A 4,866-nucleotide genomic window follows, 5' to 3' on the forward strand; every position below is an offset into this window, starting at 1 on the left:
CTTCAGGGGCGCGGGGAACTGCGCGACCAGCCACGACGAAGGCCGCACCCGGCGACGAACCGATGACCGCCCACGGCGCTGCCCCCCTCATCGTGACGGCCCCCTTCGGATCGTTCACCCCGGACCAATGGGCAGCCCTCACCGACCTCGCCGACCGGCTCCCGGTCAGGGAACTGCGGATGACCCCCTGGCGGACCGTCGTCGTCCCCGGCGCCGGGCCCGCCGACCGCCCCGCACTGGCGGCGGCCGGCCTGATCACGGACCCCGCGTCGCCCGAGGCGAGGCTCGGCGCGTGCATCGGCACCCCGGGCTGCGCCTCGTCCCGTACCGACGTACGCCGGGACGCCGAGCCCCGCCACTCCACCCTCCCCACCTACTGGTCGGGCTGCGAACGCCGCTGCGGCCGCCCCGCCGGACCGCACGTCGCCGTGGTCGCACAGCCGGACGGCACGTACCGAACCACCACCGAGTGACCCAGGAAAGAGCAGAAGAACCCCGTGTATGACTACGAGAAGGACGGCGCGGCGATCTACCGCGAGTCCTTTGCCACCATCCGCGCGGAGGCCGCGGCCGGCCTCGCCGCGCTGCCCGCCGACGTCGCCCAGGTCGCGGTCCGCATGATCCACGCCTGCGGCCAGGTGGATCTCGTGCAGGACATCGGCCACTCGGCCGGCGTCGTGGCCGAGGCCCGTGCCGCGCTGCGGGCCGGGGCACCGATCCTCTGCGACGCGCACATGGTGGCGAGCGGCGTGACCCGCAAGCGGCTGCCCGCCGACAACGAGGTGCTGTGCACGCTGCGCGACCCCCGCGTCCCGGACCTCGCGGCGGACCTCGGCACGACCCGCAGCGCCGCCGCGCTCGAACTGTGGCGGGACCGCCTCGACGGCGCGGTCGTCGCGATCGGCAACGCGCCGACCGCCCTGTTCCACCTCCTGGAGATGCTGGCGCAGGACGGCGCGCCCCGCCCGGCGGCCGTGCTCGGCATCCCCGTCGGGTTCGTGGGCGCCGCCGAGTCCAAGGAGGCGCTCGCGGCGAACGCGCTGGGCCTCGAGTACCTGATCGTGCGCGGCCGCCGCGGCGGCAGCGCCATGACCGCCGCCGCGCTGAACGCCGTCGCGACGGAGGAGGAGATCCAGGCATGAGCGACGTCGACTCCCCTTCGTCCAAGGGCAGGTTGTACGGGGTCGGGCTCGGGCCCGGCGACCCCGAGCTGATGACGGTCGCGGCGGTGAAGGCCATCGCGGGCGCCGACGTGATCGCGTACCACTGTGCGCGGCACGGCCGGTCCATCGCCCGCTCGATCGCCGCGGAGCACCTGCGCGCGGACCAGATCGAGGAGCGGCTGATGTACCCGCTCACCGTCGAGACGACCGACCACCCGGGCGGGTACCGCGGCGCGCTCGACGACTTCTACGCCGAGGCGGCGGCGACGCTCGCCGCGCACCTGGACGCGGGCCGCACGGTCGCGGTGCTCGCGGAGGGCGACCCGTTCTTCTACGGCTCGTACCAGCACATGCACAAGCGGCTGGCCGACCGGTACGACACGACGGTCATCCCCGGCGTGACCTCGATCAGCGCGGCCGCCGCCCGGCTCGGCGAGCCGCTGTGCGAGGACAAGGAGACGCTCACCGTCATCCCCGGCACGCTCCCCGAGGACGAGCTGGACGCGCGGCTCGCGGCGGCCGACTCGGCGGTCGTGATGAAGCTGGGCCGCACCTTCACCAAGGTCCGCTCGGCCGTGGAGCACGCGGGCCGGCTGGACGACGCCCGGTACGTGGAGCGGGCGTTCATGGCGGGCGAACGCACGGGCCGCCTCGCGGACATCGACCCCGAGTCGGTGCCCTACTTCTCGGTGGCCGTGCTGCCGTCGCGGATCGACGCCGAGCCGGTGACGGACCCGGCGCCCGAGCGCGGGGAGGTCGTCGTCGTCGGCACCGGTCCGGCGGGCGCGCCGTGGCTGACGCCGGAGTCGCGCGGCGCCCTCGGAGCCGCCGACGACCTGGTCGGATACACGACGTACCTGGCACGGGTGCCGCACCGGCCGGGCCAGACGCGGCACGGCTCGGACAACAAGGTGGAGTCGGAGCGCGCCGAGTTCGCCCTCGACCTGGCGCGGCGCGGACGCCGGGTCGCGGTCGTGTCCGGCGGCGACCCGGGCGTCTTCGCCATGGCGACGGCGGTCCTCGAGGTCGCCGCACAGGACGCCTACGCCGACGTACCGGTGCGGGTGCTGCCCGGTGTGACCGCGGCGAACGCGGCGGCGGCGAAGGCCGGCGCCCCGCTCGGCCACGACTACGCCACGCTGTCCCTGTCGGACCGGCTCAAGCCGTGGGAGGTCATCGCGGAGCGGCTGCGCACGGCCGCCGAGGCCGATCTCGTGCTCGCGCTCTACAACCCCGGTTCGCGCAGCCGCACCTGGCAGGTCGGCAAGGCGCGCGAGCTGCTGCTCGAACTGCGGCTGCCCGACACCCCGGTGGTGCTCGCCCGGGACGTGGGCGGCCCCGAGGAGTCCGTGCGCGTGGTGCGGCTCGCCGACCTGGACCCGGCGGTCGTCGACATGCGCACGCTCCTGATCGTGGGCTCGTCGCAGACACAGGCCACGGTGCGCGGCGACGGCCGCACGGTGGCGTGGACGCCGCGCCGCTACCCGGAGACCGCGCCCGGCGCCAGCGACTGAACCCAGGCGGCGGCCGCGGCGGCCGTCGGCACGGCCGGTACGCCCGCGGGCACGGGCGGGCGCCGGACGACGATCACCGGGAGTCCGGCCTCGCGGGCCGCGGCCAGCTTGGGTGCCGTGGCCGCGGCGCCGCTGTCCTTGGTGACGAGGACGTCGATGCGGTGCCGGGCCAGGACGTCCCGTTCCCCTTCGAGGGTGAACGGGCCGCGGTCCAGGAGCACCTCCATGTGCGGCGGGAACGGCGGCTCGGGCGCGTCCACGGACCGTACGAGGAAGAACGCGTCGTCGACGGACGCGAACGCGGCGAGGCCCGTCCGCCCCGTCGTGAGGAAGACCCGCCCGGCGCCCGCGACCGCTCGCGCCGCCTGAGCGAGCGAGCCCGCCTCGCGCCAGTCGTCGCCGGGGCCCGCGACCCAGCCGGGCCGGCGCAGCGCGAGCAGGGGAACATGGGCGGTGGCGGCCGCCCCGGCCGCGTTGAAGCTGATCGTCTCGGCGAAGGGATGGGTGGCGTCGATGACCGCGTCCACGGCGTTGTCCCGGATCCACCGGGCCATGCCGTCCGCCCCGCCGAAGCCGCCGATCCGCACCTCGCCGACGGGCAGCCGGGGCGCGGCGACCCGGCCCGCGAGCGAGCTGGTGACACGGAGCCCCGGCACCGGGTGCAGGGCCCCGGCCAGCTCACGGGCCTCCGTCGTCCCACCGAGAACGAGTACGTGCATCGAGGAGCTCCATGTCTGAATCGGCGGGCCCGGCCGAGCCGAAGGGCGGGCGCGGGGCCCAACTCAAGCACACCGGTCTGCGGCCCGGCTGGACGACCGGGGCCTGTGCGACGGCCGCGACGACCGCCGCGTACACGGCACTGCTGACCGGCGACTTTCCCGACCCGGTGACCGTCACGCTGCCCAAGGGGCAGACGCCCGCGTTCGCGCTGGCCGTCGAGGAGCGCGGGGCCGACGGCAGCGCGACGGCCGGGGTCGTGAAGGACGCGGGCGACGACCCGGACGTCACGCACGGGGCGCTCGTGCGGTCCACGGTGCGGGTGCTCCCGGCCGGTTCGGGCGTGGTGTTCCGGGCCGGTCCCGGCGTCGGCACCGTCACCAGACCCGGGCTGCCGCTGCCCGTCGGGGAACCGGCCATCAACCCGGTGCCCCGCGAGATGATGCGCGACCACGTGGCGCGGGTCGCGGCCGCGCACGGCGGCGCGGGGGACGTCGAGATCACGGTCTCCATCGACGACGGCGCGGAGATCGCCCGCTCCACCTGGAACCCGCGGCTGGGCATCCTCGGCGGCCTCTCCGTCCTCGGCACCACCGGCATCGTCGTCCCCTACTCGTGCTCGGCGTGGATCGACTCGATCCGCCGCGGGGTGGACGTGGCGCGCGCGGCGGGCCGCCGGCACGTCGCGGGCTGCACCGGCTCCACGTCGGAGAAGACGGTGGTGCGCGAGTACGGCCTGCCCGAGGACGCGCTGCTCGACATGGGCGACTTCGCGGGCGCCGTCCTGAAGTACGTGCGCCGGCACCCGGTGGACCGTCTGACGCTCTGCGGCGGCTTCGCGAAGCTCTCCAAGCTGGCGGCCGGTCACCTGGACCTGCACTCCGCGCGCTCACAGGTCGACAAGGCGTTCCTGGCCCGGCTGGCCGCGCGGGGCGGCGCGTCCGCGGAGCTCGCCGCGGCGGTCGCACAGGCCAACACGGGCCTGGCCGCACTCCAGTTGTGCGCCGACGCCGGTGTCCCGCTCGGCGACCTGGTCGCCGCCGAGGCCCGCGACCAGGCGCTCCAGGTGCTGCGCGGGGCGCCCGTCGCGGTGGACGTCGTGTGCATCGACCGGGCCGGGACCGTCGTGGGCCGCAGCGCGGTCCGCGGTCACACCTGAGCGGTCTCCTCGATGACGGCCGCGAGGTCGGCGCCCGCCTTCAGCAGCGCGACGGACCGGGCGGCGACGGACCGCAGCCGTGCGCGCAGCAGCCGCCGCGCCTCGCCGCGTCCCTCGGCCCGGTCCAGGGCGGCGACGGCCTCCCGCACCGCCGGGACCCCGTACCCGGCGCCGCGCAGCGCCACGACGACGCGGGCCGCGCCGATCGCGGCGGGTCCGTAGCGGCGGGCCCGCTGCGAGGTGACACGGTCGGGCGTGATCAGCCCCTGCTGCTCCCAGAACCGCAGCGCGGAGGGCCGTACCCCGAGCGCCG

5 protein-coding genes and 1 pseudogene are annotated in these 4,866 nt (G+C 76.1%); 4 read left to right on the top strand and 2 right to left on the bottom strand.

All coding sequences use genetic code 11. The features are described 5' to 3' along the window. The 3 genes and pseudogenes from GTW43_RS12510 to GTW43_RS12520 form a co-directional block, all read left to right on the top strand. Positions 1 to 473, top strand: a pseudogene (locus GTW43_RS12510) (cobalamin biosynthesis protein CobG); the annotation flags it as partial. Between the two features lie 24 nt (positions 474 to 497). Beyond that, positions 498 to 1,142, top strand: a complete 645-nt coding sequence (locus GTW43_RS12515) for a precorrin-8X methylmutase (RefSeq protein WP_161301730.1) — start codon at positions 498 to 500, stop codon at positions 1,140 to 1,142. Then, positions 1,139 to 2,677 (top strand): precorrin-2 C(20)-methyltransferase, encoded by a 1,539-nt coding sequence (locus tag GTW43_RS12520; RefSeq protein ID WP_161301731.1) that lies wholly within the window; start codon positions 1,139 to 1,141, stop codon positions 2,675 to 2,677. The genes GTW43_RS12515 and GTW43_RS12520 overlap by 4 nt, the downstream gene beginning before the upstream one ends. On the opposite strand, the gene GTW43_RS12525 is transcribed toward GTW43_RS12520, so the two are convergent. After that, positions 2,644 to 3,396, bottom strand: a complete 753-nt coding sequence (locus GTW43_RS12525; RefSeq protein WP_161301732.1) for a cobalt-precorrin-6A reductase — start codon at positions 3,394 to 3,396, stop codon at positions 2,644 to 2,646. The two genes, GTW43_RS12520 and GTW43_RS12525, sit on opposite strands and share 34 nt — an antisense overlap. A gap of 11 nt (positions 3,397 to 3,407) precedes the next feature. On the opposite strand from GTW43_RS12525, the gene GTW43_RS12530 reads away from it, so the two are divergent. Beyond that, positions 3,408 to 4,553 (top strand): cobalt-precorrin-5B (C(1))-methyltransferase, encoded by a 1,146-nt coding sequence (locus tag GTW43_RS12530; protein ID WP_161301733.1) that lies wholly within the window; start codon positions 3,408 to 3,410, stop codon positions 4,551 to 4,553. Here the strand turns inward: GTW43_RS12530 and GTW43_RS12535 are convergent. Then, a partial coding sequence (locus GTW43_RS12535; RefSeq protein ID WP_161301734.1) for a MerR family transcriptional regulator occupies positions 4,544 to 4,866 on the bottom strand: 323 nt, incomplete at its 5' end. The two genes, GTW43_RS12530 and GTW43_RS12535, sit on opposite strands and share 10 nt — an antisense overlap.

This window comes from Streptomyces sp. SID5785 (assembly GCF_009870065.1).
Taxonomy (GTDB): Bacteria; Actinomycetota; Actinomycetes; order Streptomycetales; family Streptomycetaceae; genus Streptomyces.